At 64.0% G+C, this 25,156-nt stretch carries 17 protein-coding genes and 1 rRNA gene; 14 read left to right on the forward strand and 4 right to left on the reverse strand.

The genetic code is table 11. From position 1 onward, the window contains the following. The first annotated feature begins 4 nt into the window (after positions 1–4). Entirely contained in the window at positions 5–328 is a 324-nt protein-coding gene (locus tag NF551_RS02380) for a DUF2516 family protein (RefSeq protein WP_227896125.1), read from the forward strand. On the opposite strand, the gene NF551_RS02385 is transcribed toward NF551_RS02380, so the two are convergent. Beyond that, a complete protein-coding gene (locus tag NF551_RS02385; RefSeq protein ID WP_227896353.1) occupies positions 313–1,101 on the reverse strand; it encodes a class I SAM-dependent methyltransferase in 789 nt (262 codons plus the stop codon). The two genes, NF551_RS02380 and NF551_RS02385, sit on opposite strands and share 16 nt — an antisense overlap. 186 nt (positions 1,102–1,287) lie before the next feature. Between NF551_RS02385 and NF551_RS02390 the strand changes: the two genes are divergently transcribed. After that, positions 1,288–2,043, forward strand: coding sequence for a phosphoglyceromutase (locus NF551_RS02390; RefSeq protein WP_227896124.1), 756 nt, complete (start codon positions 1,288–1,290; stop codon positions 2,041–2,043). 80 nt (positions 2,044–2,123) lie between these two features. On the opposite strand, the gene phoU is transcribed toward NF551_RS02390, so the two are convergent. Beyond that, positions 2,124–2,786: a phosphate signaling complex protein PhoU gene (gene phoU, locus NF551_RS02395; protein ID WP_227896123.1), complete on the reverse strand. Its 663-nt coding sequence runs from the start codon at positions 2,784–2,786 to the stop codon at positions 2,124–2,126. A gap of 176 nt (positions 2,787–2,962) precedes the next feature. On the opposite strand from phoU, the gene NF551_RS02400 reads away from it, so the two are divergent. Continuing rightward, positions 2,963–4,156, forward strand: coding sequence for a sensor histidine kinase (locus NF551_RS02400; RefSeq protein ID WP_227896122.1), 1,194 nt, complete (start codon positions 2,963–2,965; stop codon positions 4,154–4,156). Position 4,157: 1 nt separating this feature from the next. Continuing rightward, entirely contained in the window at positions 4,158–4,838 is a 681-nt protein-coding gene (locus tag NF551_RS02405) for a response regulator transcription factor (RefSeq protein WP_227896121.1), read from the forward strand. A gap of 90 nt (positions 4,839–4,928) precedes the next feature. Here the strand turns inward: NF551_RS02405 and NF551_RS02410 are convergent, their stop codons facing one another. Continuing rightward, the gene (locus NF551_RS02410; protein ID WP_227896120.1) at positions 4,929–5,462 is read right to left on the reverse strand and encodes a hypothetical protein; all 534 of its coding nucleotides are present in this window, start codon (positions 5,460–5,462) and stop codon (positions 4,929–4,931) included. Between the two features lie 241 nt (positions 5,463–5,703). On the opposite strand from NF551_RS02410, the gene NF551_RS02415 reads away from it, so the two are divergent. The 6 genes from NF551_RS02415 to glgX all read left to right on the forward strand — a co-directional run bounded on the left by NF551_RS02415 (position 5,704) and on the right by glgX (position 12,284). Further along, the gene (locus tag NF551_RS02415) at positions 5,704–6,186 is read left to right on the forward strand and encodes a CarD family transcriptional regulator (RefSeq protein WP_227896119.1); all 483 of its coding nucleotides are present in this window, start codon (positions 5,704–5,706) and stop codon (positions 6,184–6,186) included. Between the two features lie 129 nt (positions 6,187–6,315). Beyond that, entirely contained in the window at positions 6,316–7,080 is a 765-nt protein-coding gene (gene ispD, locus NF551_RS02420) for a 2-C-methyl-D-erythritol 4-phosphate cytidylyltransferase (protein WP_227896118.1), read from the forward strand. Positions 7,081–7,086: 6 nt separating this feature from the next. After that, entirely contained in the window at positions 7,087–7,569 is a 483-nt protein-coding gene (gene ispF / locus NF551_RS02425; RefSeq protein ID WP_227896352.1) for a 2-C-methyl-D-erythritol 2,4-cyclodiphosphate synthase, read from the forward strand. Between the two features lie 50 nt (positions 7,570–7,619). Beyond that, positions 7,620–9,059 carry a cysteine--tRNA ligase gene (cysS, locus tag NF551_RS02430; protein ID WP_227896117.1) on the forward strand — a complete coding sequence of 480 codons (1,440 nt, stop codon included), beginning with the start codon at positions 7,620–7,622 and terminating at the stop codon, positions 9,057–9,059. Positions 9,060–9,159: 100 nt separating this feature from the next. Continuing rightward, positions 9,160–10,146: a 23S rRNA (guanosine(2251)-2'-O)-methyltransferase RlmB gene (gene rlmB / locus NF551_RS02435; protein WP_227896116.1), complete on the forward strand. Its 987-nt coding sequence runs from the start codon at positions 9,160–9,162 to the stop codon at positions 10,144–10,146. A 26-nt stretch (positions 10,147–10,172) separates the two neighbouring features. Further along, positions 10,173–12,284: a glycogen debranching protein GlgX gene (glgX, locus tag NF551_RS02440; protein ID WP_227896115.1), complete on the forward strand. Its 2,112-nt coding sequence runs from the start codon at positions 10,173–10,175 to the stop codon at positions 12,282–12,284. 16 nt (positions 12,285–12,300) lie between these two features. Here the strand turns inward: glgX and glgP are convergent, their stop codons facing one another. Next, positions 12,301–14,925: an alpha-glucan family phosphorylase gene (gene glgP / locus NF551_RS02445; protein WP_227896114.1), complete on the reverse strand. Its 2,625-nt coding sequence runs from the start codon at positions 14,923–14,925 to the stop codon at positions 12,301–12,303. Positions 14,926–15,115: 190 nt separating this feature from the next. Between glgP and NF551_RS02450 the strand changes: the two genes are divergently transcribed. The 4 genes from NF551_RS02450 (at position 15,116) to NF551_RS02465 (ending at position 24,749) form a co-directional block, all read left to right on the forward strand. After that, entirely contained in the window at positions 15,116–17,167 is a 2,052-nt protein-coding gene (locus tag NF551_RS02450) for an alpha-1,4-glucan--maltose-1-phosphate maltosyltransferase (RefSeq protein ID WP_227896113.1), read from the forward strand. Continuing rightward, entirely contained in the window at positions 17,167–18,936 is a 1,770-nt protein-coding gene (gene treS, locus NF551_RS02455) for a maltose alpha-D-glucosyltransferase (RefSeq protein ID WP_227896112.1), read from the forward strand. Before NF551_RS02450 ends, treS begins: the two co-directional genes overlap by 1 nt. Further along, the gene (glgB, locus tag NF551_RS02460) at positions 18,933–22,808 is read left to right on the forward strand and encodes a 1,4-alpha-glucan branching protein GlgB (protein WP_227896111.1); all 3,876 of its coding nucleotides are present in this window, start codon (positions 18,933–18,935) and stop codon (positions 22,806–22,808) included. Before treS ends, glgB begins: the two co-directional genes overlap by 4 nt. A gap of 413 nt (positions 22,809–23,221) precedes the next feature. After that, positions 23,222–24,749, forward strand: a 16S ribosomal RNA gene (locus NF551_RS02465). Positions 24,750–25,156: the final 407 nt, after the last annotated feature.

Genomic DNA, 25,156 nt, shown 5'->3' on the forward strand with positions numbered 1-25,156 from the left:
GCCAGTGATACTTGTCTTCGAGCTGCAGAACCTGCTCTACCTCGCCCTGGGGATTGTGGCGCTGGGAATTGAACTGTGGGCGTTTGCCGACTGTGTACGGCGCAAGCCCGCAGACTTCGAGCGCGCCTACAAGCGGACCAAGGGTTTCTGGATGGGCCTCACCGGCGGTGCCGCCGCGGTCGGCCTGCTCTCGGTGCTGCTGTTCGGGCCGCTGGCGCTTCTGCTCTTCGAACTGGCTGCCGTCGTGGCCGCTTCGGTCTACCTTGCCGACGTGCGCCCGGCCCTCAACGAGTCCAAGGGACGCGGCGGGGCCTACGGTTCCTGGTAGTCCCGGGAAGGCTCGACGGCGTCCCACGCCACCGTGACCTCGCCCAGTCGCCAGCGTCCCGGGCCGGTCAGCAGCGGCCAGTCCTGGTCCTTGAGCGACCGGCACATGGCAATCCAGCGCTGCCGGTTGCCGTAGGACGCCATCGGAGCGGCGTCCAGCCAGGCTTTGTCCATCGCCTGCAGGAAGGCGTGCACCTTTTCGCCGGGAACGTTGCGGTGGATCAGCGCCTTGGGGAGCCGTTCGGCCACATCAGAGGGCAGTTCGAAGGATCCGAAGCGCAGGGAGATGCTCAGGGACAGCGGCCCCTGCCTGTCCAGGACAACCCAGGTGGACCGCCTCCCGATCTCGTCGCAGGTGCCGTCAATGAACACGCCGCCCTCAGCCAGCCGGCTGCGGACCATGTCCCAGTGGGCGGTGTATTCGTGCTCCGCATACTGGCGCAGGACGTTGAAGGCCCGGACCATGATGGGGCGCCGGCCGTCCAGGGGCAGTTCGAAGCCTCCCTGCCGAAACGTCAGGCCCTCCCGTTCCAGCGGCTTCGCAGCCCGGACCCGGTTCGGATCGATTTCAATTCCGATGACCGAGACATCGGCACGCACGCTTCCCATGCGGGCATGAAGTTCCACGGCCGTGGTGGGCGCGGCCCCGTACCCGAGGTCGATGACCAGGGGATCCGCCGCCTGCCTCAAACGCCATGCTTCAGGACCAGCAAGCCAACGGTCCACACGCCGGAGACGGTTGGGATTTGTAGTGCCCCGCGTCACATTTCCCACGGGTTTGAGGGGGATTTTCACCAAACAATGTTACCGTCCGGCGAACGGTGGTCCTGACCGCTTCCATCCCCCTCAGCCTCCCTGCCGGCATCCCGCGTCCTCCCGGCGCAGCGCAAAAACCTGCCTCAAGTGCAATGGTTACGTCCGGCCCTGCCCCGCTCCGCGCACTGACGATACGATGCTTTTATGACCTACAAAGTGATCCTTCTGCGCCACGGGCAGAGTGAATGGAATGAAAAGAACCTCTTCACCGGCTGGGTGGACGTGGACCTCACGGACCTGGGCCGGCAAGAGGCCCTCCGCGGCGGTGAACTGCTCGTCGAGAACGGCATCCTCCCGGACATCCTCTACACGTCCAGGCTGCAGCGGGCCATCAACACGGCCAACATTGCGCTTGGCGCAGCCGACCGCATCTGGATCGATGTCAAGCGCAGCTGGCGCCTGAACGAGCGGCATTACGGTGCCCTCCAGGGCAAGGACAAGGCGCAGACACTGGCCGAGTACGGCGAGGAGCAGTTCATGCTCTGGCGCCGGTCCTACGACACCCCGCCGCCGCCCCTGCCGGACGACAGCGACTTTTCCCAGGCCAACGACGCACGCTATGCCGACCTCAGCAAGGATGAGCTGCCGCGCACCGAGTGCCTCAAGGACGTCCTGGAGCGCTTCCTGCCGTACTGGGAGGAGGAGATCTCCAAGGACATCCGGTCCGGCAAGACCGTCATGATCGCAGCGCACGGCAACTCCCTGCGTGCCCTGGTCAAGCACCTGGACGGCATCTCCGACGCCGACATTGCCGCGGTCAACATCCCCACCGGCATTCCGCTGGTCTACGAGCTCGACGAGAACTTGAAGCCGGTCAAGGCCGGCGGCACCTACCTGGATCCGGAGGCGGCGGCGGCGTCGATCAAGGCGGTTGCAAACCAGGGCAAGCAGAAAAAGTAGCCCCGTATTACGCGAGATAACAGAAACTGCCCGTATGAGCTCTCATACGGGCAGTTTCTGTATCTCGATGAAGATGAGGGCTAGACGGATCCCTCAGAGATGGGCTGCCACTCGCCCGTGACAAGGTAGTTGACCTTGCGGGTCACCGAGACGCCGTGGTCGGCGAAGCGCTCGAAATACCGGCTGGCCAGCGTGAGGTCCACCGTCGTGACGGGGGAGTTGTCCCAGTCGGGAGAAGCCACGGCCTTGAACACACCGGCGTGCAGTTCGTTGATCCGGGTGTTGTGCGCGTAAATGTCCTTGCTCAGTTCGAGGTTGCGGGTCTCGAGCAGTTCGGTGAGCAGCTCGGAGATGGCAATGTCCAGGCGTGCCATCTCCATGAACGTCTCGACCATGTTGGCGGGAACCACGTTCGCGGGGTAGCGCAGCCTCGCGAGCTGGGCGATGTGACGGGCGAGATCACCCATGCGTTCAAGGGAAGCGCTCATCCGCAGGGAACCGACGATCATGCGGAGATCGCTGGCTACCGGACCCTGCAGGGCCAGGACATCGATGGCCCGCTCGTCCAGATCATTCTGCAGGAAATCGATGCGGGCATCGGCGGCGATAACATCCTGTGCCAGCTCAGTGTCTGCCGTCTCGAACGCCTGCGTGGCTTTCTTCATTGCCTCCGTGACGAGCTGTGAGATCTGGGTCAGCTCCTCGCCAATCTGGTGAAGCTCGGCCTGGAAAACCTTGCGCACTTAATGCGTCCTTTCGATGAACTCTTACAGGGCCGCCACACCTGCCGGTACGGCTCCATTCATGGTGCCTGCCTCTGGTTAACGGTCGGCCCTCTTGAAGTGAACGTTAGTTTAACGCTTGGTTGAATGCCACTGGAGCATCTGCCGGTCCGGCGGCGTCCGCCTAAGCTAGGACTGTGAACCCTGTACTGCTGGGCCTGCTCTCAGGCATCCTCGGCCTGGCCGTTGGCGTCTTCGGCGTCGTCGCATACTTCTCCAGCCAGCGCCACCGCCGCGAACTCGCTGAGGTGGACGAACCTGCGCTGTCCGAAGGTGCTGCCGAAATCCTCGGCGTCCTCGGCCGTGCGTACATCGTCGTGGACGGGATCGACGGCGTTGTGCGGGCCAGCCCGGGCGCCTACGCCTTTGGACTGGTCCGCGGACACACCCTGGTGCAGGACGACGTCCTGGCACTGACCGGCAGGGTGCGCCGCGACGGCGTCATCGAGGAACGCAACGTGGAACTCCAACGCGGTCCCCTGGGCCAGGGCAGCCTGATCCTGCAGCTGCGCGTGGCGCCGATCGCCGAGGAATACATCCTGATCCTCGCCGACGACCGGACCGAGGCCACCCGGACCGAAGAGATGCGCAACGACTTCGTGGCTAACGTCTCCCACGAGCTCAAGACACCTGTCGGCGCCATCTCCCTGCTCTCGGAAGCGATCGACGAGGCGGCAGCAGACGAAGAAGCTGTCCGCCGCTTCGCCAAGCGCATGCAGAAGGAAACCGTCCGGCTGTCCGCCCTGGTCCAGGACATCATCGAACTGTCACGGCTTCAGGGCACCGACGTCGTGGACCACGCCGAGCCGGCGGATATCAATGAGCTCGTCAACGATGCGGTGGAGGCGAACCGGCTTGCCGCCGAAGAACGCAACATCACGGTGGTTGTGGGCGGCGCCGCGGAGAATCCTGTCTACGCGGACGGGCCCATGCTTACCACTGCCTTCCGGAACCTCATCGACAACGCCATCCGGTACTCGCCCGAGGGCAGCCAAATCGGCGTCGGAATCCGTTCCCGGGACGGGCTGGCGCAGGTCACGGTGACGGACCGCGGACCGGGCATCGCCGCTGAGGACCAGGAGCGGGTTTTCGAACGCTTCTACCGCATCGACGACGCACGCTCCCGCAATACCGGCGGCAACGGGCTCGGACTGAGCATCGTCAAGCACGTCGTAGCGAACCATGGCGGGGAGGTCGACCTCTGGTCGCAGCCGGGCCAGGGATCGACTTTCACCGTGAAGCTTCCGGAATTGGATGCAGCAGACAGCGAAGATAGTCCGGAGGTTCTGCCCCGGACCGAGGCCGAGCCCGCACGGGCAGGCAAGGAGTAAGTTGGCCAGGATCCTGATTGTGGAGGACGAGGAGTCCTTCAGCGACCCGTTGTCCTACCTGCTCGAACGCGAAGGGTTCGAGGTCGCGGTGGTGGATAACGGGCTCGACGCCGTAGCCGAGTTTGACCGGAAAGGGGCGGACCTGGTGCTCCTGGACCTGATGCTGCCCGGCCAGTCCGGGACAGAGGTCTGCCGGCAGCTGCGCCAGCGCTCCGACGTGCCGGTGATCATGCTGACCGCACGCGATGCCGAGATCGACAAGGTGGTGGGGCTGGAGCTGGGTGCCGATGACTACGTGACCAAGCCCTACTCCTCGCGAGAGCTTCTGGCGCGGGTGCGTGCGGTCCTGCGCCGCCGCAGCGACGCCGGGGACTTCGCCTCAGCTGCCGTCCAGGCCGGCCATGTACGCCTCGATGTGGACAGGCACGTGGTGAGCGTCGACGGGGTCAACGTGCCCATGCCGCTCAAGGAGTTCGAGCTGCTGGAAATGCTGCTGCGGAACTCGGGCCGCGTCCTGACCCGCGGCCAGCTGATCGAGCGCGTCTGGGGCGCCGATTATGTGGGGGACACCAAAACCCTGGACGTGCACGTGAAGCGGCTGCGCGCCAAGATCGAGCCGGACCCTTCCGTTCCCCGGCACCTGGTCACCGTCCGCGGGCTGGGCTACAAGTTCGAGGCGTGACCGCTCCGGCCGGAGCGCAAGTGGGAGAACATGGAAAGGGCCCCGTCCGGCAGTGGACGGGGCCCTTTCCAAATGCAAACTGTGTACTGGCTACGGAGCAGCAGTCTCGGTCGGTTCGCCGGCCGGGGTCTCCGCAGGAGTCGGTTCAGGAGTCGGCAGGTAGTCCTGGTAGTACTGGATCTGGCCGTCAACCACGGGAACGTTCAGGGTGGCAGTTTCCGTGCCGGCCGTGGCTTCGGCGCGGATGCCGGTGCCGGGCAGGACGGCAACGGTTTCGACGAGAACCTCGGACTGCGGGGCGTCGTCATAAACGACCTTGCCGCCGGCGGGGATATTCCACGTCAGGGTCGAGCCGCCGACCTCAAGTTCGAAGTTCATCGGGTCAGAGGAATCGTTGACGACGGTGCCAAGCAGCCGCCCGGGCTCACCGTCTCCGTCGCTGACAACCAGGATGTTGCGCAGCTGGATGTCTCCGAGGTCCTGGACGATTCCGTCGGACGGGGAGTACTCCATGGTGGTTGCCTGATCGTTCACGACGCTGCAGCCGGTGGCGCCCAGCAGCGACAGCGCGATAACACCGGCGGCGGCAGCACTGCGCGTCCGGTTCCTGGATGTGAATCTCACAGCACAAACTCCTGATGTGTGGCGGTCGGAGGACCTGGGGAACGTTTGCTCATAGCCTATCGGCAATCAGCTAAAAACATGGATTTCGCGACGTCAGGGGCCTTTACGGAACTACTCAGTAGGCTACGTGCGGGAGGCCGAATACTACTCAGTTTTTGGGCTCGTGCCCCTGACCTGCGAAAACTCTTCTCGGCGTGTCGCTTGCATGCTAAAGTAGGGTTCGGGAAAGGGGAAAGTCCACATGGTTTTTGAGGTTGGCGAAACAGTTGTTTACCCTCACCACGGTGCCGCAAAGATCGAAGAGATCAAGATGCGGACCATCAGGGGCGAAGAGAAAATGTATCTCAAGCTCAAGGTGGCACAGGGTGATCTGACCATTGAAGTACCGGCAGAGAACGTTGACCTCGTTGGAGTGCGCGACGTCGTGGGCAAGGAAGGCCTCGAGCATGTTTTCGATGTCCTGCGTGCCGAACTGACAGAAGAGCCCACCAACTGGTCCCGCCGTTACAAGGCGAATTTGGAGAAGCTGGCTTCGGGCGACGTAGTCAAGGTTGCAGAGGTCGTTCGCGACCTGTGGCGCCGCGACCACGACCGCGGGCTGTCCGCAGGTGAAAAGCGGATGCTCGCGAAAGCCCGGCAGATTCTCATTTCAGAACTCGCCTTGGCGGAAAAGACGGACGAAGACCAGGCGGCCGCTGTTCTGGACGAAGTCCTGGCAAGCTAGACCCTGGCGATCAGTTGCCGGCCCCAAAGGGCCGGCTTCTGCCGTTTAAGGACACGTGTTTGCGCTGCCCGGGCCGGTCAACGGGTCCGGTCCCGCTGGACTGACGCCGCGGGGCACTAGGCTTGGTACGTGTCAGACTCCAATCCCGTCCCGCAGCGAGTGGGCGTCATCCTGGTGGCCGGCGGTTCCGGCCAGCGCCTGGGCTACGGCATGCCGAAGGCCCAGGTTCCCCTGGCAGGTGAAATGCTGCTGGCGCACGCCCTGCGGGGCGTGGATGCCTCCGGCGTCGCCTCCTTCATCAGCGTTGCCGTACCGGCTGCCGACACGGTCCTCCGTGCTCTCTGCGCAGCGTCACAGCTGAGCTGCCCTGTGGCGGTGGTCGACGGCGGCGCCACCCGGTCCGACTCGGTCCGCGCTGCCCTGAACTCGCTGCCCGCCGACATCGACTTCGTCCTGGTGCACGACGCGGCTCGTGCGATGGCACCCGCCCAGGTGTTCCATCGCGTGGCGTCGGCACTGACAGCCGGCGCACGGGCGGTCATTCCAGCTGTTCCCGTAACGGACACAGTGAAAACCGTGGAAGCCACATCCTCCGAGGAGGCCGCACTGGCACCGGCCCGCGTGACGGCTACGCCGGACCGGGCTTCGCTTCGGGCGGTGCAGACGCCTCAGGGGTTTGACGCAGACCTGCTGCGCCGCGCGCACGCGGCAGCCACGGAGTTCACCGAAGAACGGGCAGCAGCCATCACGGACGATGCCATGCTGGCCGAAAGCCTGGGCGTTCGGGTGCACGTGGTGGAAGGTTCCGCCATGTCCATGAAAATCACTACCCCCCTGGACCTGCTGCTTGCCGAAGCGGTACTTGCAGGCGGATCCAGCATGCAGGAGGACTAGACCGTGATTGCCTTGCCCCGCACCGGAATCGGGACCGACGTGCATGCGTTCGCCCCTGAGGATTCGCCCCGCCCGCTGTGGGTAGCGGGCCTGGAATGGAAGGGCGAACGCGGACTTGCCGGACATTCCGACGGCGATGTGGTGGCCCACGCCGCAGCCGACGCGTTGTTTTCCGCCGCCGGGATCGGCGACCTGGGACTGCACTTCGGAACGGACCGGCCGGAATATGCCGGAGCTTCCGGAACGGTTCTCCTGGCTGAGGCGGCCCGGCTGGTCCGGGAAGCCGGCTTCCGGATCGGGAACGTTTCGGTGCAGCTGATCGGCAACAGGCCCAAGTTCAGCCCGCGCCGGGCCGAGGCTGAGGCAGTGCTCAGCGAAGCGGCGGGAGCTCCGGTAAGCGTCTCGGCGACCACGACGGACGGCCTGGGCTTCACCGGCCGCGGCGAGGGAATCGCCGCCGTGGCTACCGCCGTCGTCGTTCAGGCCTGACGCCTTAACACTGGGGAGGGGCGGAACACGGCACGCGGTAGCCTAGAGCAGTGAGCCTGAGATTCTATGACACAGCAACTGCCCGCCTCCGGGACTTCGAGCCCCTGGTTCCCGGGCAGGTCAGCCTGTACTACTGCGGGGCCACGGTGCAGGGCCTGCCGCACGTTGGGCACATCCGCTCCGCTATTGCCTTCGACCAGCTGACCCGCTGGCTGCAGGCCCGCGGTTACCGTGTCACTGCCGTCCGCAACGTCACTGACATCGATGACAAGATCCTGGCCAAGGCCGCGGCTTCCGTTGGTGCCGAACCCGCAGACGGCGTCATACCGGATGAACCCTGGTGGGCACTGGCCTACCGGTTCGAGCAGGAGTTCTCCCGGGCCTACGATGTCCTGGGCGTCCAGCGGCCCACCTACGAACCCCGGGCAACAGGCCACATCCCCGAAATGCACGCCCTGATCCAGCGGCTCATTGACGCGGGGCACGCCTACCCGGCCTTGGATGACTCAGGTGATGTCTACTTCGACGTACGCTCCTGGCCGGCGTACGGTTCGCTGACCCGCCAGGACATCGATGACATGCAGGCAGCGCCCGACGCCGATCCCCGCGGCAAACGGGATCCGCGCGATTTCGCGCTGTGGAAGGGTCACAAGGACACCGATCCCGAGACGGCCGCCTGGGACAGCCCCTGGGGCCGAGGCCGCCCGGGCTGGCATCTGGAGTGCTCGGCCATGGTCACGAAGTACCTTGGCCCGCGCTTTGACATCCACGGCGGCGGCCTGGACCTGCGCTTCCCGCACCACGAAAACGAGATGGCCCAGTCCCAGGCGGCAGGCGACGGTTTCGCGAATTTCTGGATGCACAACGGCATGGTCACCTTCGAGGGTGAAAAGATGTCCAAGTCCATTGGAAACACGATCAGCCCGGCGCAGATGCTCGCCGAGGCCTCCCCGCGCGTCGTGCGCTATTACCTCGGCCAGGCCCATTACCGCTCCGTGCTGGACTACCGGCCCACTTCGCTCCAGGAAGCTGCGGCGGCCGTGGAACGGATCGACGGGTTTATCGCCAAGGCAGAAGCCAAGGTCGGGGAAGTGCGCGGCAGTGCAGCAGACCTGCCGGAAGCCTTCGGAACGGCAATGGATGATGACCTGAACGTCCCCCAGGCACTCGCCGTCCTGCATGACACTGTCCGTGCCGGCAACACGGCGCTGGCAGCGGCGGACCTCGAAACCGCCCGCACTTCCCTGGCACAGGTCCGTGCGATGACCGGTGTACTCGGCCTGGACGCCGTCCAGGCACCGGCCGCCGCATCCGGGCCTGAGCACTCGGCCCTGGACAGCCTGATCCAGGACCTCCTGCGTGAGCGCGGCGACGCGCGGGCAGCCAAGGACTGGGCACGCGCCGACGCGATCCGGGACTCCCTTGCGGCTGCCGGGATTGTGGTGGAAGACACCGCCGACGGCGCCCTTTGGTCACTGGAACAGGGGTAGGCGTTAGCTCTCGGCTAACACCCACGGGGTCCGGCACACGGGATTGGACGGCCTGCGTAGACTAGAAGTAGTGCTTTCTTCTACTTAAGGTGTATTACCCATGGCCAACCACGGACGACCCGGCGCGATTCGCAAAGCCAAAAAGGGCCCTTCCCAGGGCACCGGCGGCCTCGGACGCAAGGCCCTCGAAGGCAAGGGACCGACGCCCAAGGCTGAAGACCGCCCCTACCACAAGGCATACAAGAGCAAGCAGCTGGCTGAACGCTCCGCCGCCAAGCACGGCGGACAGCGCACCGGCGGCCGCAACGCGCCCGCGCGCGGAAAGGTCGCCGAGGAAGTGGTCACCGGGCGCAACTCGGTGGTTGAGGCGCTGCGTGCCGGCATCCCGGCCAAGGCCCTGCACGTGGCCGTGCGGATCGACATGGACGACCGCGTCCGCGAATCCCTGAAGATGGCATCCGAGCGCGGCCTGCCCGTCATGGAAACGCACAAGCCGGAACTGGACCGGATGACCAATGAGGCCGTGCACCAGGGCCTCGTCCTCCAGATCCCGCCGTACGAGTACGCGGACCCCACGGACCTTGCCGAAGAGACCATCCAGGCCTGGAAGAAGGGCCACATCAAAAACGCGCCGCTCTTCGTGGCGCTGGACGGCATCACCGATCCCCGGAACCTCGGAGCGATCATCCGTTCCGCATCGGCCTTCAGCGCCCACGGCGTGATCGTTCCCGAACGCCGTTCCGTCGGCGTCACGGCCTCTGCCTGGAAGACCAGCGCAGGAGCTGCCGTCCGTGTGCCGGTTGCCCGCGCCAGCAACCTGAACAACACACTCAAGACGTTCAAAAAGATGGGCATCTTTGTCCTGGGCCTGGACGGCGACGGCGACGTTTCCCTCCCCAACCTGGCGCTGGCCAAGGAGCCGGTCTGCATCGTGGTCGGCTCTGAGGGCAAGGGCCTGTCCCGGCTGGTCAGGGAGAACTGCGACCAGATCGTTTCCATCCCGATCGACTCCGCCATGGAATCCCTGAACGCCTCCATGGCAGTCGGGATCACCCTTTACGAAGTTTCACGGCAGCGCTCCGCCTAAGCCCTGCGGAGCGACGGAGAGGCAACATGGCACACGTCGTCACTGGGGGTAAACAGATTCCCTCGGAACGGGTTTCCAAGGCATTCCCCCTGGGAGTCCATGAAGGCGTTGCCGGCGTCCCGGACGTTCCGGGTGCCGTCAACGTCTCGGTGTACGCACCGGGCTTGGAGTCTGTGGACATCTGGTACGAGACGGTGCCGGGGGGATGGGTGTCCCGGCGGCTGGACAGCAAGTCTGCCGGGATCCACCACGGCCGGGCGGAAGGATTCACCCCCGGGATCCGCTACGGGTTCTGGGGCGGTGGAGAACCCCTCCCTGCCGCGCCCGGTGAGTTCCAGCTGCTGCTGGACCCGTACGGGCGGGGCATCGACACGAAGCAGGACGCCGAGGGCCGTCCGCTGTACTTTTCCGTAGCCACGAAGTCCGGCTTCGACTGGGACGGCGACGGACAGCTGCACACGCCGTGGCGGGACAGCGTGATCTATGAGGCGCACGTCCGCGGCCAGACGATGCTCAACCCGGCGTTGCCGGAGGAACTGCGCGGCACCTACGCGGGCATGGGGCATCCCGCCACGATCCAATACCTGCTGGACCTCGGAATCACAGCCGTCGAGCTGCTGCCCGTGCACTTCCACATCGACGAGCTGCACCTGCGGGAGCTGGGCCTGACGAATTACTGGGGCTACAACACCCTGGGCTACTTCGCCCCGCACACCGGCTATGCCACTGCGATCGCGCAGGCCGCCGGGCCGCAGGCTGTCCAAGACGAGTTCAAGGCCATGGTGAAGGCCCTGCACGCAGCGGGCCTGGAAGTCATCCTTGACGTCGTCTACAACCACACTGCAGAGGGCGGTCCGAACGAGCCCGCCCTCTGCTGGCGCGGACTCGGCGAGAAGGTCTATTACCGCCACGATGCCGAGGGCCGCTACCTGGATACCACCGGCTGCGGCAACACCCTGGATTTCAGTGAACCGCGGGTCGTCCAGATGACGCTCGACTCGCTGCGTCACTGGGTCCGCGAATACCACGTGGACGGATTCCGCTTCGACTTGGCGCCCACGATGGCCCGGGATGAGGAAAACAGGTTTGACCGCCGGCATCCCCTGCTGGTGGCACTCGCTGCCGATCCCGTGATGCAGGACATCAAGCTCATCGCCGAACCCTGGGACCTGGGTCCGGACGGCTGGCAAACCGGGAACTTCCCGCCCGGGTGGGCCGACTGGAACGACCATTTCCGCGACACCGTCCGGGATTTCTGGCTGGAGGACCAGGCGGCGCTGGCCGCCGGGAAACCCGCCGGATCGCTGGCACGCCTCGGTGGTGCCCTTTCCGGCTCCGCCGACCTCTTCGCCCGTTCGGACCGGACCCCGCTCTCCTCGGTCAACCTCGTCACGGCCCATGACGGTTTCACCATGGCCGACCTCACTGCCTACGACCACAAGCACAACTACGCCAACGGCGAGGATAACCGGGACGGATCGAACCACAACCGCAGCTGGAACCACGGCTGCGAAGGTCCGGTTGACGACCCGCAGATCCAGGAACACCGGGCGCAGACAGCCCGAAACCTCATGGCTACCCTGCTCTTTTCCCTCGGTGTTCCCATGATCACGGCCGGCGACGAGGTAGGCCGCTCCCAGCACGGGAACAACAACACCTATTGCCAGGACAACGAGACCGCGTGGTTCCCCTGGGACCACGGCAACGACGCCCGCCGAATGTTCGAGGCCACGGCGCGGCTGCTGCGGCTGCGCCGGGAATTCCTGGCCCGGCAGCCCTATGCCTTCCCCGACGACGCCCGGGCTGCGCAGCTGCTCTGGTTCAGCGCAGACGGGGAGCCGATGTCCGACGCCGGCTGGCACGACCCATCCTGCCGGGTGCTGCAGCTGCTGCTTGGATCGGAGCGGGGTGAACGCGTCGGACTCGTGGTCATCAACGGACAGACGGAACCCGTCGACGTCGTCCTGCCGGACATGGAAACGCTGCGTGCCAGCGGAGTTGCGGCTGCCAACCAGGGACAGTTCTACGACCTGCTGCTCGCCACTTCGGATCCGGAAGGGCGCCGCAGGGGCGCCCGCCTGTCCGGCGGCGAGAAGGACCGCGTCGCTGCCAATTCCATCAGCGTCTACCGTCTCTGAGGCTCCGCCAGTCCGGTCAGGCGTTCGCGACCAGGCCCAGCTCCGCCTTGGAGGCCAGGCCGGAGTGTTCCGGCAGGACGCGCACGGTGTAGCCGAACGAACCCGCCACCTCGATGTGCAGTGTTCCCGAATAGAGGTACCGGCCCGAGCCGAGATCCTCGGCGACCTGCAGGTCGAGGAATTGGTGATCGCTCAGTTTGTCCGTGCTGGAGACCTTGCCGTAGGCGGCCTCCACCACCACATCCGAGGGCTTGAGCGAGCCCAGGCTGACGTAGGCCTGAATGGTGAGGCTGTCACCGATCTGCGGTGCGTCGGAGATGCCGATCGAATCCACGTGCTCCACGGAAACGCCTGACCAGCCGTCCCGGACCTTCAGGATCCACGCCGCGAGTTCCTTTGCAGCCTGGTACTGGTTCGCTGCGGCTGTGCGGCCGGAGTCGCTGGCCGGCCGGTACAGCCGGTTCACGTAGTCCTTCAGCATCCTCGAGGCAGACACCTGCGGCCCGAGTTCAGCCAGCGTGTGCTTGACCATTTCCAGCCACTCGCGCGGCAGGGAGTCCGCCGGCGCGTCCGACGGCCCGGCAGCACCGGCGTCGCCCGGAGGCTCCTGCCCGTAGAACAGGGGAGCGACGGTGTTTTCCAAGAGGTCGTACAGGGCCGAAGCCTCGATGTCGTCCCTCTGGTCCGCGGTGTAGAGCTCGCGGGTGTGCGTCCCTTCCCGCGGGTTGGCCGAGGGGATCGCCCACCCGTTGTCGCCGTCGTACATCTCGTCCCACCAGCCGTCCATGATGGACACGTTCAGGCCGCCGTTAATGGCGGACTTCATGCCGGACGTCCCGGATGCTTCGAGCGGACGGATCGGATTGTTCAGCCAGACGTCGCAGCCAGGGAACAGTGTCCGCGCCATGGCGATGTCGTAGTTCGGCAGGAAGACGATCCTGTGGCGCAGCTCCGGGTCGTCGGTGAACTGCACCAGGTCCTGGATCATCCGCTTTCCCTGCTCGTCCGCCGGGTGCGATTTACCGGCAACGACAATTTGAACGGGATGGGTCGGGTGCAGGAGCAGGGCCTTGAGCCGGGCAGGATCGCGCAGCATCAGGGTGAGGCGCTTGTAGGTGGGGACCCGGCGTGCAAACCCGATGGTAAGGATGTCCGGATCGAGCACCTCGTCGGTCCAGCCCAGCTGGGCGTCGGCGGCGCCGCGCTTGAGCCACGCTGCGCGGACACGGCCGCGGACGTCCTCGATCAAATTGCTGCGCAACCGGCGCCGCAGGTCCCAGAGTTCCTGGTCGGGAACTTCATAGGCGCGTGCCCAGTCCCGGTCATGGACGGAAGCGATGCCAAACTGCTGCTTGGCCAGTTCGGTGAGCTGCGGATCAACCCAGGTGGGCACATGCACGCCGTTCGTCACCGAGGTGATGGGAACCTCCGAGACATCGAAGCCGGGCCACAGGCCGGAGAACATCTGGCGGGAGACTTCGCCGTGGAGTTTCGCTACGCCGTTGGCCCGCTGCGCCAGGCGCAGTCCCATAACGGCCATGTTGAACTTGCCGGAATCTCCGCCCTCGTAGTCCTCTGCCCCCAATGCGAGCACTTTGTCCGTAGGAACGGACTGGGCGAGGCCGGCGCTGAGGAAGTGCCGCACCTCCGCCTGGTCAAAGCGGTCAATGCCGGCGGGAACGGGGGTGTGGGTCGTGAAGACTGTCGATGCACGGGTGACAGTAAGGGCTTCTTCCCAGCCCATCCCGGTATCCATCAGCTCCCGGATGCGCTCGACGCCGAGGAAACCGGCATGGCCTTCATTGGTGTGGTAAACCTCCGGAGACGGCGCCCCCGTCAGACGTTCGAAGACCCGGAGCGCTTTGACCCCGCCCATGCCAAGCAGGAGCTCCTGCTGGAGGCGGTGGTCCCCGCCGCCTCCGTAGAGGCGGTCGGTGATCCCGCGGGCGGCGTCGTCGTTGCCGCGGACGTCCGCGTCCAGCAGCAGCAGGGGGACGCGTCCGACGTCGGCGCGCCAGATCTGCGCCATGAGGTGCCGGCCGTTGGGCAGCGGCAAGTTGATCCGGGAAGGTGTGCCGTCTTCTTCACGCAGAAGTGTCAGCGGCAGCCCGTTGGGGTCCAGGACCGGGTAGGTTTCCTGCTGCCATCCGTCCCGGGACAGGGACTGCTTGAAGTACCCGGCCTGATACAGCAGGCCGACGCCGACCAGAGGTACGCCAAGGTCTGAGGCAGCCTTGAGGTGGTCTCCCGCGAGGATGCCGAGACCGCCGGAGTACTGGGGAAGGACAGCGCTGATGCCGTACTCGGGCGAGAAGTAAGCGATAGACCGGGGAGCGTCTTCGCCCAGCGACTGGTACCAGCGCGGGGCGCTCAGATAGTGCTCGAGTCCCTCGTCCAGGGTCCGGATGCGTTCAACCAGTTCCGGATCGGCAGCGATGCGCTCCAGGGTCTGGCGGCTGGCCGCTCCCAGGGCACGGATCGGGTCGTGGCCGCTGGCTTCCCAGTTCTGCGGGTCCAGGTCATGGAAGAGCTCCAGCGTGGGTTGATGCCAGCTCCAGCGGAGGTTCTTGGCCAACCTTGCCAGCGGAGCAATGCTCTCGGGGAGGACAGTACGGACGGTAAACCTTCGGATTGCCTTCACCCACGTTACGCTAGCGCAGATCAGCTCAAACGTGCTCTGTGTCACGTAAAAGCAGTGCGGATTAACCCCGGATTTCCGCCTGCGCCCCTCACCTGCGGGGATTCACGTGACCCCGCTCTGACCTGTGCCGATGGGGGCAAAAGGTATGTGCCCTTAGCAATCTGTCCTGATTGTCGCTAACGTCTAGTCTGTGACCACTTCCAGCGCGTTGCCATCTGATGTCCAGCCCGCCAAGGAACTCCGGTTTGGCCGGATTCCGATCCTCAATGTGTCTCCCGTAGTCGGCTGCGGCCGATTTCCGGCGAAGGCGGTCCCGGGGGAGGACCTCGTGATCGGGGCGACTGTCTTCCGCGAAGGCCACGATCTGGTCGGGGCGACTGCCGTACTGTATGACGCTGCGGGCGTCGAGGTGCAGCGGCACCGGATGCACCCTGTGGGACAAGGGCTTGACCGGTGGGAAGGCCAGTTGCGCCCGGAGGCCGTGGGCAGTTTCTCCTTCGCCGTTGAAGGCTGGGCAGATCTCTACGGCACCTGGCACCACAATGCCGAGGTGAAAATCGATGCCGGTGTCGACGTCGAACTGATGCTGGCTGAAGGCGCCGCACTTTTCGATGCCGCAGCTGACGGGCGGCCCGAAGAGGATGCCCGGATACTGCGCGAAACCGCCGGGACCATGCGCGACACAGCCCAGAACCCGGGCGTCCGGCTGGAGGCTGCCGGCCGGAGCGAACTGACACAGGTGCTGGACCGCGAACCGATTCGTGACCTGGTGACCTCGTCAGACAGGTTCCCGATCAACGTTGAGCGGGAGCGTGCAGGCCGGGGCGCCTGGTACGAATTCTTCCCCCGTTCAGAAGGTGCTTCCTTCGACCCCGCGACCCAATCCTGGACATCCGGAACGTTCCGGACCGCTGCCCACAGCCTGGACCGCGTGGCAGCCATGGGATTCGATGTCATCTACCTGCCCCCGATCCATCCGATCGGCACGACGCACCGCAAGGGTCCGAACAACACCCTGGTAGCAGGAGAGCATGACCCCGGTTCGCCGTGGGCCATCGGCGCACCGGAAGGCGGCCATGATGCGATCCACCCTGACCTGGGCACTTTCGAGGACTTTGACTACTTCGTTGACGCTGCCGGGCGCCGGGGACTGGACGTAGCGATTGACCTGGCGCTGCAGGCCTCGCCGGACCATCCGTGGGTGAAGGAACACCCGGAGTGGTTCACCACCCGCATCGACGGGACGATCGCCTACGCGGAAAACCCGCCGAAGAAGTACCAGGACATCTATCCGCTGAACTTCGACAACGACTACGAAGGCCTGTCCCGTGAAATCCTGCGGATCGTGCGGATGTGGATCAGCCACGGCGTCAAGATCTTTCGGGTGGACAACCCGCACACCAAACCGCTGCGGTTCTGGGAATGGCTGATTGCCACCGTCAACGAGGAAGATCCGGACGTCGTCTTCCTGGCGGAGGCCTTCACCCGCCCGCCCATGATGCACGCACTGGGGATGGCCGGTTTCCAGCAGTCCTACACGTACTTCACCTGGCGGAATACAAGGGCCGAGATCGAGGAATACTTCCACGAAATCTCGCGGAAAACCGCCGCGTTCTTCCGTCCGAACTTCTTCGTGAACACCCCGGACATCCTGACGGAGTTCCTCCAGTACGGCGGCCCGCCCGCGTTCAAGATCCGTGCGGTGCTGGCCTCCACGGCCAGCCCGCTCTGGGGGATGTATGCAGGGTTTGAGCTGTACGAGCACGTTGCCCGGCCCGGTGCCGAGGAGTACCTGGACAACGAGAAATTCGAGTTCAAGCAGCGCGACTTCGCCCTGGCCGAGGCACAGGACCGCAGCCTTGCCCCGTACATCACCCGGCTCAACCAGATCCGCCGTGCGCACCCCTCGCTTGGCGACCTCCAGAACCTGACCGTGCACTCCAGCACGGACGAAGCCACGGTGGTCTACTCCAAGCACAAACAGGAACGGCTATCCGACCCGAGAAGTAAGGACACACTGATCATCGTTGTGAACACCGATCCGCACAGTGCACGGGAGTGCACCGTAACGCTGGATCTTGACGCCCTGCACCTGGACCCGGAGGACTTCAACGAGGACGGGACTTTCTGGGTTGACGACCTGATCAGCGGACAGAGCTGGCGCTGGGGACAGTACAACTATGTGCGGCTTGACGCGCATTACGAACCCGCGCACATCCTTTCGGTTCGGAGGGCAAAGTAGTGGTAAATCCATTCCAGCTGCATGCACCCGGCCTTACCAATGACCCGAACTGGTACCGCAAGGCGGTTTTCTACGAAGTCCTGGTACGCGGCTTCCGTGATTCGAACGGAGACGGCAACGGCGACTTCACCGGATTGATCTCCCAGCTGGACTACCTCCAGTGGCTCGGCGTCGATTGCCTCTGGCTGCCCCCGTTCTTCAAGTCTCCGCTGCGCGACGGCGGATACGACATCTCCGACTACTACGACGTGCTGAGCGAGTTCGGCACCATCAGCGACTTCAAGCGGCTGGTTGCCGAAGCCCATGCCCGCGGCCTGCGCGTCATCATCGACCTTCCGCTGAACCACACCTCGGACAAGCACCCCTGGTTCGAAGAATCCCGCAATGACCCGGAAGGCCCCTACGGCGACTTCTACGTGTGGTCCGACACCGATCAGAAATACGAAGATGCCCGCATCATTTTCGTGGACACAGAGGAATCGAACTGGGCCTTTGACCCGGTACGCCGCCAGTTCTACTGGCACCGGTTCTTCAGCCACCAGCCGGACCTGAACTTCGAGAACCCCAAAGTCGTGGAGGCGGTGTTCGACGTCGTCCGTTTCTGGCTGGACCAGGGAATCGACGGCTTCCGTGCGGACGCCATCCCCTATCTCTTTGAGGAGGACGGCACCAACTGCGAGAACCTGCCGGCAACGCACCGGTTCCTCAAGGATCTGCGCACCATGGTGGACGAAAACTATCCCGGCCGGGTCATCGTGGCTGAAGCCAACCAGATGCCGCATGAGGTCGTGGAGTACTTCGGCGACGAGACCGGCCCGGAATGCCACATGTGCTTCCATTTCCCGATCATGCCCCGCCTGTTCTACGCGCTGCGGGACCAGAAGGCCGCACCGATCGTGCAGACCATGGAAGAAACCCCGGAAATCCCCCAGGGCGGCCAGTGGGGAACATTCCTGCGCAACCACGACGAGCTGACGCTCGAAATGGTGACCAATGAGGAACGCCAGGCCATGCTGGGCTGGTACGCGCCGGACTCCCGGATGCGGGCCAACATTGGTATTCGACGCCGGCTGGCGCCGCTGCTGGACAACTCGCGCTCCGAGATCGAACTCATCCATGCGCTGCTGCTCTCGCTTCCGGGCAGCCCGTTCCTTTATTACGGGGACGAGATCGGGATGGGTGACAACATCTGGCTCGAGGACCGGGATTCTTCCCGTACCCCCATGCAGTGGAACCCCGACCGCAATGCGGGATTCTCCACAGCAGACCCTGGCAAGGTCTACCTGCCGGTGGTGCAGTCGCTGGTGTACCACTACAACCACGTGAACGTTGAAGCACAGCTCGCCAGCTCGTCGTCGCTGCTGCACTGGATGCGCCAGATGATCATGGTCCGGCGGGTGCATCCTTCGTTCGGCCTGGGGTCCTACCGGAACGTGCCGACCGACAGTGAAGCTGTCCTGGCGTTCCTCCGCGAACTGCCGGAGGACAATCCCGAGGGCGAAGCAGGGGAGACGATGTTCTGCATCTTCAACCTCTCCCAGCACCCGGTGGCGGCAACGGTCCAGCTCCCGGAGTTCGCAAACAGGGGCCTGCGGGATGCTTTCGGCGGCACCCCCTTCCCGGCGTTCGGTGAGGACGGTGTGCTCACCCTCACGCTCGGGAGCCATGACTTCTTCTGGCTCCGGCTGCGCTCTGCGAAGTCCAACACCAGCTCCCCGCAGACCGAAGCTCTTCCGCTCATCGTCGCCTCGGAGGCCGCACCTAAATGACAGAGACCATTCCGACCCTGCCCGAACTTCTCACTGCCTGGCTGCCCCGGCAGCGATGGTTCCCGGCCAAGGGGCGGGATGTGACCCTCAAACGCGTCGGCGGCATCGAATTGGAGGATCCAGAGGGACTCGTTGAACTCCACGTGCACTTCGTCGCCGTTGAATCCGGACGGCGGGTCGACGTCATCAGTGTTCCCATCACCATGAGGAGCGAGCCGGAACCCGAACTGGAAACTGCGCTGCTCGGCCCGGTTGAACAAGCCGGCGCCGGACGGCAGTGGCTCTATGACGGGACAGCGGACCCGGTTTTCGTGACGGCCTGGCTCGAGACGATGCGGTCGCAGGCAAGTTCCCTGGACGGGCGCACCCACGGCTACGCAATGGGCGGCTTCGCCGACTGGGACGCGTTCACCGAACCGCTGTCCATCCAGGTGCTCAAGGGGGAGCAGTCCAACACCTCGGTCATCGCCTCGACGCCGCAGGCTCCGGTCATCGTGAAGTTCTACCGGGTGCTGGCAGCCGGTGAGAGCCCCGACGTCCTCGTCAGCGCCAAACTCACCGAAGGCGGTTCGCACGATGTCCCGGCAACCCTGGGATGGCTCACCGGAAGCTGGCTGGACGTGTACGACGCCGAAACTGCTGCCTGGACCACCGGAGACGTGAGCGTACTGCGGGAATTCATCCCCAACAGCGAAGACGCGTGGCGGACGGCGTCCTCCGCGGCTGTGGCGGGACGGGATTTTACGGCCGAGGCTGAAGAACTTGGCGCCGTCACCGGCCGGATCCACTCACAGCTCGACGCCGCGTTCGGAGCAAGGAAGCCGACGCCGGCAGAACGGGCGGAGTTCCTTGCTTCCCTGATCCGCAGGATCCGCTGGGAATGGGAAGAAGCAGGAAGCTACGTCGGGCCCTACGGCGCCACCGTGGAGCGCCTGCTGGAGAGCCTGGAGCACTTGGAAACACTTCCCAATCTCCAGCGCATCCATGCCGATTACCACCTGGGCCAGGTGCTGTATTCGGCAGAGCGCGGCTGGACGGTGCTGGACTTTGAAGGCGAGCCGCTGCGCCCGGCCGCCGAGCGAAGCGTCCCGGACGTTGCCCTGCGCGACGTCGTCGGAATGCTCCGGTCCATTGACTACGCCGCCGCGGTGGCCGTGATCGGAAGCACCGGTTCCGGCCCCGAAGAAGCGAGCGGCAATTCCGGCCGCCGCGCCAAAGCCGGCCGGTGGGCGCAGGCGGCCTCCGAAGCTTTCCTCCGCGGCTACGAGAAAGAGACAGGAACAGCGGTCCACAAGTCGGATCCGCTTTTCCTCGCCCTGTGGTTGGACAAAGCCCTGTACGAAGTTGTCTACGAGATCCGCAACCGCCCGGCATGGATTGAGGTGCCGGCCACCGCAGCCCGCAACGTGCTGGAAGAACTCCAGCTGGAGCAGGATCCGACGAAAGGCCAGGAAGAGAGCCCCGTGAACACGACACACAACCCTGAACCCGAGAAGCCTGCTGCCGGGGAACCCGCTCTTCCAGCGGCTCCTGCGGAGCCGGCCCTTCCGGCGGCTCCTGTGGAGCCGGCCCTTCCGGCTGTGCCCGACAACGCAGCCGGCACGGCGCTCGCCCACGGACCGGGAGGTGCAGAAGCGGAACTTCCCGCCGTCCCTGATACCGCAGCAGCCGGGAACGATGCGGGTGCCAAAGCGCCGCTGCCCGTCTCGGAGGACGTGCTGGCGGCGGTCTCACACGGAAGCTATTACCAGCCCCATGCGGTGCTCGGTGCCCACCTTGACGACCGCGGCACGGTAACCATCCGCACGCTGCGGCCGCTGGCCCGGGAAGTCACGGCCGTGACGCCGGACCGCCGTGTGCCGCTGCACCACGAGTACAACGGGATCTGGGCGGGAACCCTGCCAGCACCCGCCCCCGGCCAGGTTCCCGATTACCGGGTGGAGGTCAGCTATGAAGGACTGCCCGCCACCACGGTGGATGATCCGTACCGTTTCCTGCCCAGCCTCGGCGAAATGGACCTGCACCTCATCGGCGAAGGCCGGCATGAGAAGCTCTGGACGGTCCTCGGAGCCAACCCGCATCATTACAGCTCGGTTCTGGGTGAAGTCCACGGCGTCAGTTTCGCTGTCTGGGCTCCGAATGCGCAGGCAGTCCGGGTGGAGGGTGACTTCAACGGCTGGGACGGGCGGATCCACGCGATGCGTTCACTGGGCAGCACGGGAGTCTGGGAGATCTTTATCCCGGACGTGGAACCGGGTTCGCGCTACAAGTACGAGATTCTGGGCAGGGACGGGGTCTGGCGCGAGAAGGCCGATCCCATGGCCAAGGGGACCGAAGCCCCTCCGCTGACCGGATCCCGGGTTGTTGAATCCACCTACCGTTTCGAAGACCAGGCCTGGATGGAGGCCCGCGCCCAGCGGGATCCGCATAATTCCCCCATGAGCGTCTACGAAGTCCACCTGGGCTCCTGGCGCCTGGGACTGGACTACCGTGAGCTGGCGACCCAGCTGGCGGAGTATGTGAGCTGGCAGGGATTCACCCATGTCGAGTTCATGCCGGTGGCCGAACACCCCTTCGGCGGTTCCTGGGGTTACCAGATCACCAGCTACTTCGCACCGACGTCCCGCTTCGGGCACCCGGACGATTTCCGCTACCTGGTCGATACGCTGCACCAGGCGGGCATCGGCGTCATCCTCGACTGGGTTCCGGGTCATTTCCCCAAGGATTCGTGGGCCCTGGCGAACTTTGACGGACAGCCGCTCTACGAACACCCTGACCCGATGCGCGGTGAACAGCCGGACTGGGGCACGCTCATCTTCGACTACGGCCGCAACGAAGTACGGAACTTCCTCGTGGCCAACGCGATTTACTGGCTTGAGGAATTCCACATCGACGGGCTGCGGGTCGACGCCGTCGCCTCCATGCTTTACCTCGACTACTCGCGTCCGGCAGACCAGTGGCGTCCCAATGCGTTTGGCGGCCGCGAAAACCTGGAAGCCATTTCGTTCCTTCAGGAAGTCAATGCCACCGCCTACCGCCGGGTGCCCGGAATCGTCATGGTCGCAGAAGAGTCGACGGCGTTCCCGGGTGTCACCGCACCGACAAGCACCGGCGGACTCGGCTTCGGCCTGAAATGGAACATGGGGTGGATGAACGACACCCTGGAGTACATGTCGGAAGACCCGATCAACCGCATGTACCACCACGCCAAGCTCACGTTCTCCCTGGTCTACGCCTTCACCGAGAATTTCCTGCTGCCCATCAGCCACGACGAAGTCGTGCATGGCAAGGGTTCGCTGCTTCGCAAGATGCCGGGGGACCGGTGGCAGCAGCTCGCCAACGTCCGCGCCTACCTGGCGTTCCAATGGGCCCACCCGGGCAAGCAGCTCATCTTCATGGGGACTGAGTTCGGCCAGGAAGCCGAATGGTCTGAACAGTACGGACTGGACTGGTACCTGACCGAAACGCCGCAGCACCGCGGGGTGCAGCTGCTGGTCAAGGAGCTGAACGGGATCTACCAGCGGACGCCTGCGCTGTACGACCGGGATAACGAGCCGGCCGGGTTCCAGTGGATCAACGAGAACGACGGCGCACGGAACGTCCTCTCCTTCATCCGTTGGGACCATCAGGGCAACCCGCTGGTCTGCATAGCGAACTTCTCCGGAAACCCGCATGAAGGCTTCCGTGTGGGCCTGCCCTGGGCAGGCGACTGGGTGGAGCGGCTCAATACGGATGCCTCCGACTTCGGCGGCTCGGGCGTCGGGAACATGGGGACGGTTACTGCAACTGAGGGTGCCTACGAAGGGCAGCCCGCTTCGGCGGAACTCCGGCTGCCGCCGCTGGGCGTCCTCTACCTGACGCCCCGCGCATAGCGGGTCTCGCAGGGGTCGAACAGCCCCAGCCGTTGGCGGGTTCGGGTGTAGATCCGAGCCCGCCAAAATCGTGCTATAGTTGATATCCGCGCAGAACGAGAGATCGGGAAGCGCGCCGCAGGGCCGAGAAGCCGGTTTGACACCGACAGGCCAGCGGTACTAAGATAGAAAAGTTGCTCCGGAGCGACGGAGAGCACAAGATTCCACGGAATATCAGCTCTCCCGGTGCCGGAAGTACCTGTTGTTTGAGAACTCAATAGTGTGCCAAGTTTATTGATACCAATTATTTTGATTGGTTGAACTGGCTGTTCGGCCCACCCCGTGGGCTGGAGCAGCTTTTTTAGCTGGTTTCGAATTTAGTGCATGACTGTGCAGCCAATTTTCCTTGGCTCCGGTTGTGTGTCTGTAACACATTTACGGAGAGTTTGATCCTGGCTCAGGATGAACGCTGGCGGCGTGCTTAACACATGCAAGTCGAACGATGACTTCTGTGCTTGCACAGAATGATTAGTGGCGAACGGGTGAGTAACACGTGAGTAACCTGCCCTTAACTTCGGGATAAGCCTGGGAAACCGGGTCTAATACCGGATACGACCATCTGGCGCATGCCATGGTGGTGGAAAGCTTTATGCGGTTTTGGATGGACTCGCGGCCTATCAGCTTGTTGGTTGGGGTAATGGCCCACCAAGGCGACGACGGGTAGCCGGCCTGAGAGGGTGACCGGCCACACTGGGACTGAGACACGGCCCAGACTCCTACGGGAGGCAGCAGTGGGGAATATTGCACAATGGGCGGAAGCCTGATGCAGCGACGCCGCGTGAGGGATGACGGCCTTCGGGTTGTAAACCTCTTTCAGCAGGGAAGAAGCGAAAGTGACGGTACCTGCAGAAGAAGCGCCGGCTAACTACGTGCCAGCAGCCGCGGTAATACGTAGGGCGCAAGCGTTATCCGGAATTATTGGGCGTAAAGAGCTCGTAGGCGGTTTGTCGCGTCTGCTGTGAAAGCCCGGGCTCAACCCCGGGTCTGCAGTGGGTACGGGCAGACTAGAGTGATGTAGGGGAGACTGGAATTCCTGGTGTAGCGGTGAAATGCGCAGATATCAGGAGGAACACCGATGGCGAAGGCAGGTCTCTGGGCATTAACTGACGCTGAGGAGCGAAAGCATGGGGAGCGAACAGGATTAGATACCCTGGTAGTCCATGCCGTAAACGTTGGGCACTAGGTGTGGGGGACATTCCACGTTTTCCGCGCCGTAGCTAACGCATTAAGTGCCCCGCCTGGGGAGTACGGCCGCAAGGCTAAAACTCAAAGGAATTGACGGGGGCCCGCACAAGCGGCGGAGCATGCGGATTAATTCGATGCAACGCGAAGAACCTTACCAAGGCTTGACATGAACCGGAAAGGCCTGGAAACAGGTCCCCCACTTGTGGTCGGTTTACAGGTGGTGCATGGTTGTCGTCAGCTCGTGTCGTGAGATGTTGGGTTAAGTCCCGCAACGAGCGCAACCCTCGTTCTATGTTGCCAGCGCGTTATGGCGGGGACTCATAGGAGACTGCCGGGGTCAACTCGGAGGAAGGTGGGGACGACGTCAAATCATCATGCCCCTTATGTCTTGGGCTTCACGCATGCTACAATGGCCGGTACAAAGGGTTGCGATACTGTGAGGTGGAGCTAATCCCAAAAAGCCGGTCTCAGTTCGGATTGAGGTCTGCAACTCGACCTCATGAAGTTGGAGTCGCTAGTAATCGCAGATCAGCAACGCTGCGGTGAATACGTTCCCGGGCCTTGTACACACCGCCCGTCAAGTCACGAAAGTTGGTAACACCCGAAGCCGGTGGCCTAACCCCTTGTGGGAGGGAGCCGTCGAAGGTGGGACCGGCGATTGGGACTAAGTCGTAACAAGGTAGCCGTACCGGAAGGTGCGGCTGGATCACCTCCTTTCTAAGGAGCACCTCAAAGTGGCAGGTCCTTCCACAGTGTTGGATGTGTGCTTTGCAGGAGATGCCCATGTCGGAGACATATGTTCTCCGGTGGGTGCTCAAGGGTGGAATATCAATAAATAGGTTCTTCCGGGTTCTGTCCGGCTGGTGAGTACGCCTCCTTCTGGGGGTTGGAAAGCATGGCCGGTCGGGTTGCCCGGTGGGTATCGTTTGGCACACTGTTGGGTCCTGAGGCAACAGGATCTGTTGTTTCTGGTTTTCCTGCGCATGCCGGATGCCGGGCTGTGGGTTTCCCCTTGCGGGGTGCCTGGTCTGGTGGATGGGTGTGACGGGGTTGTTGTTTGAGAACTACATAGTGGACGCGAGCATCTTAAAAATTATTAAGTGCAATTTCAGAAAAACCTGGTG

The organism is Arthrobacter caoxuetaonis, assembly GCF_023921125.1.
Classification (GTDB): Bacteria; Actinomycetota; Actinomycetes; order Actinomycetales; family Micrococcaceae; genus Arthrobacter_B; species Arthrobacter_B caoxuetaonis.